The sequence below is a fragment of the Streptomyces sp. NPDC058964 genome (genome assembly GCF_042741275.1).
GTDB lineage: Bacteria > Actinomycetota > Actinomycetes > Streptomycetales > Streptomycetaceae > Streptomyces.
Genome location: NZ_JBHYKH010000554.1, coordinates 2,574 through 5,825, shown reverse-complemented (window position 1 = coordinate 5,825; position 3,252 = coordinate 2,574). Strand labels below are relative to the sequence as shown.

Genomic DNA, 3,252 nt, shown 5'->3' with positions numbered 1-3,252 from the left:
CCCCGGGTACCGGGGGGGTGCGACGGCGCGGATCGGCCCGGGGGCGGCGCGGCCGGGGCCGGTGGGCCTCGGCCGCGTGGCTTAGGTCCGGGGCCCCGGACGTGCGGCTTAGGCCGAATGACCCCGCCGCGCTGCGGCCCGCGTCCGAGGCGGCCGGGGCGGTCCCGTCCCTACGTTGATGCCACCGCCGATCGGAAGACGGCGCGGACGGCGGCGGGGAAGAGGGGACGGTTGTCATGCCGGTAGCGATCATTACGGGGGCCTCGAAGGGGCTGGGACGGGCGCTCGCCGAGGCGCTGGCCGCGCGCGGCTGGGATCTGGTGCTCGATGCCCGGGGCGCCGACACCCTCACGGAGGCGGCCGCGTCCGCGGCCGGGCACGGCACGCGGGTCGAGGCGCTGCCCGGTGACGTGACGGACGCGGCGCACCGGGCCGCGCTGGTGGCGGCGGCCGGGAAGCTGGGCGGTGCCGACCTGCTGGTGAGCAACGCGAGCGCGCTGGGTGCCGAGCCGCTGGTGCGGCTGGCGGAGCTGCCCCTGGAGGGGCTGCGGCGGGCGCTGGAGGTGAATGTGGTGGCCGCGCTGGGCCTGGTGCAGGACGCGCTGCCGCTGCTGCGGGAGTCGCCGGGGGGCGCGGTGATGGCGGTGAGCTCGGACGCGGCCGCCGAGGCGTACGAGACCTGGGGCGGCTACGGCTCCTCGAAGGCGGCGCTGGACCAGCTCGCCGCGGTGCTCGCCGAGGAGGAGCCGGGTCTGCGGGTGTGGGCGGTCGATCCCGGGGACATGGCCACGGAGCTGTACGCGGCGGCCGTACCGGACGACGACGGTCCGCGGCCGGAACCCGCGAGTGTGGTGCCCGCCTTCCTGTCGCTGCTGGACGAGCGTCCGGCGAGCGGCCGCTATCGGGCGCCCTCGCTGCTGGAGGCACGATGACGCTGGCGCTGCACGTGCCCGGTGAGCTGTCTGCGCGGGTGCCGGCCGAGCAGCGCGGGCCGGGGCTGGAGCGGGACTCCGTGCGGCTGCTGGTGTCGCACGGGGCCGAGGTGTCGCACCACGTCTTCGGGGAGCTGCCGCGGCTGCTGCGGGCCGGGGATCTGCTGGTCGTGAACACCTCCCCCACGCTGGCCGCAGCGGTGGACGGCCGGATCGGGCCCGCGCGCGTGGTGGTGCACTTCTCCACGCGGGGGGACGACGGGCGGTGGGCCGTCGAGCTGCGGGACCCGGACGGGAGGGGCACCACGCGCGCGCGTAGATCGGACGGGGCGCGAAGCGCTCGTCGGAAGGATGGTGGCGGGCGACGGGCGGGAGGACCCGCAGGTACGGAGGTGCGGCTTCCCGGGGGTGCGGGGCTGGTGCTGGAGGAGCCGTTGAGCCCGCGGGGCGAGCGGCTGTGGTGGGCGCGGGTGGCCGGGGCGGAGGTGCTCGGGCTGCTGCGGGAGCACGGGCGGCCGATCCGCTACTCCTATACGGAGCGGGACCAGCCGTTGTCCGTGTACCAGACGGTGTTCGCGCTGCCGTCCGCCGACGGGGCGGGCAGCGCGGAGATGCCGAGCGCCGCCCGGCCCTTCACCGCACGGCTGGTGGCGGAGCTGGTGAGCCGGGGCGTGCAGTTCGCGCCGGTCAGGCTGCACACCGGGGTGGCGTCGGCGGAGGCGCACGAGCCGCCGTATCCGGAGCGGTACGCGGTGCCGGAGGCGTCGGCGCGGCTGATCGGCGACGTGCGGGCCGGGGGCGGCCGGGTGATCGCGGTCGGTACGACGGCGGTGCGGGCGGTGGAATCGGCGGCGGGGGCGGACGGGGTGGTGCGGGCGGCCGAGGGGTGGACCGGTCTCGTGGTGACCCCGGAGCGCGGGGTGCGGGTCGTCGACGGACTGCTGACCGGACTGCACGAGCCGGAGGCCTCGCATCTGCTGATGCTGGAGGCGATCGCTGGGCGGGTGGCGGTCGGCCGCGGCTACGAGGAGGCGCTGCGCGGGCGCTATCTGTGGCACGAGTTCGGCGACGTGCATCTCGTCCTGCCGGCGGAGGGCCCGCGAAGGGGCCTCACATAGCGGATTGCACTGGCAACTGTCAGTGAGGATTCCGGGTCTCCGATGTGAGCCCGCACATAGGGTGCGGATCACGTACGAACAGACATAGGAGACGAACAGTCGCGTCACGAACGGGGCAGACGTGCCAGTCTGTCCCGTTTTGCCCATCCCCGATCCACTATCGGGGATCGTACGTCACACCTTTGCCACAGGATTTTGCGGCCGCTAAGAATTGCTCCCGTCGCTCGACGCCGCGGGTTTCCCCCCGCGGCGTTCGTACGGGGCGAACCCCGGTCCCCCGTCGGACTGAGAGCGACTCCGCGCTATCCGAAGAGGTCCATCCGCATGCTCAAGAACACCACCGCTCGTACTCTCAGTCGCAGCCTGACCAAGCACCACAAGATCGCGATCACCGGTGTCGCCGCCCTCGGTACCGCCGCGATCGCCGTCTCGGCGATTCCCAGCAGCGCCGCGACGATCACGACGGGCGCCCCCGAGTCCGAGGCCCGCGTGGCGTACAGCACCGAGCAGATCAAGGACGTCAAGGGCGCGGTCACCGACCAGCTCGCCACCCAGACGGTCAAGGTCGAGGCCATAGCAGCGCAGAAGAAGGCCGCCGCCGACGCTCTCGCCAAGAAGCAGGCCGAGGCCGCCGCGAAGAAGCAGGCGCTGGCCCAGGCCGTCAAGAAGGCCACCCAGGAGCGCGCCGCCAAGGCCGCCGCCAGCCGCTCCGTGGAGCGCGTCGCGGCCAAGCCCGCCGCGAGGTCCTACGCCAACAACCTGGACGGCTGGATCCGCCAGTCCCTGGACATCATGAAGTCCAAGGGCATCCCGGGCTCGTACAACGGCCTGTACCGCAACATCATGCGGGAGTCCTCCGGCAACCCGATGGCCATCAACGGCTGGGACATCAACGCCATCAACGGCATCCCGTCGAAGGGCCTGCTCCAGGTCATCCAGCCGACCTTCAACGCGTACCACGTGCCCGGCACCTCGTGGAACATCTACGACCCGGTCGCCAACATCACCGCCGCCGCCAACTACGCGGCCGACAAGTACGGCTCGATGGACAACGTCAACAGCGCGTACTGAGGCCGGCGCGGACCTCTTTCACGCGTATGCCGAAGGGCGGCACCCCCGGTGGGGTGCCGCCCGTGGGGGGCGTACGGGCGCGGGTACTTTCCCATGAACTGTGTCTTTTTCACAAATACGAGCCCCCGAGA

General features: G+C 72.9%; 3 protein-coding genes. All 3 read left to right on the top strand.

What is annotated here, in order from left to right:
• The first annotated feature begins 236 nt into the window (after nucleotides 1-236).
• The gene (locus ACFW2E_RS39960; protein WP_384474940.1) at nucleotides 237-932 is read left to right on the top strand and encodes an SDR family NAD(P)-dependent oxidoreductase; all 696 of its coding nucleotides are present in this window, start codon (nucleotides 237-239) and stop codon (nucleotides 930-932) included.
• Nucleotides 929-2,050 carry an S-adenosylmethionine:tRNA ribosyltransferase-isomerase gene (locus ACFW2E_RS39955; RefSeq protein ID WP_384474937.1) on the top strand — a complete coding sequence of 374 codons (1,122 nt, stop codon included), beginning with the start codon at nucleotides 929-931 and terminating at the stop codon, nucleotides 2,048-2,050. The genes ACFW2E_RS39960 and ACFW2E_RS39955 overlap by 4 nt, the downstream gene beginning before the upstream one ends.
• Before the next feature lie 324 nt (nucleotides 2,051-2,374).
• Nucleotides 2,375-3,121 carry a transglycosylase SLT domain-containing protein gene (locus tag ACFW2E_RS39950; protein WP_384474934.1) on the top strand — a complete coding sequence of 249 codons (747 nt, stop codon included), beginning with the start codon at nucleotides 2,375-2,377 and terminating at the stop codon, nucleotides 3,119-3,121.
• Nucleotides 3,122-3,252: the final 131 nt, after the last annotated feature.

Coding starts and splice junctions, on each gene's coding strand:
- ACFW2E_RS39960 (WP_384474940.1), top strand. CDS start 237: ATGCCGGTAGCGATCATTACGGGGGCCTCGAAGGGGCTGGGACGGGCG.
- ACFW2E_RS39955 (WP_384474937.1), top strand. CDS start 929: ATGACGCTGGCGCTGCACGTGCCCGGTGAGCTGTCTGCGCGGGTGCCG.
- ACFW2E_RS39950 (WP_384474934.1), top strand. CDS start 2,375: ATGCTCAAGAACACCACCGCTCGTACTCTCAGTCGCAGCCTGACCAAG.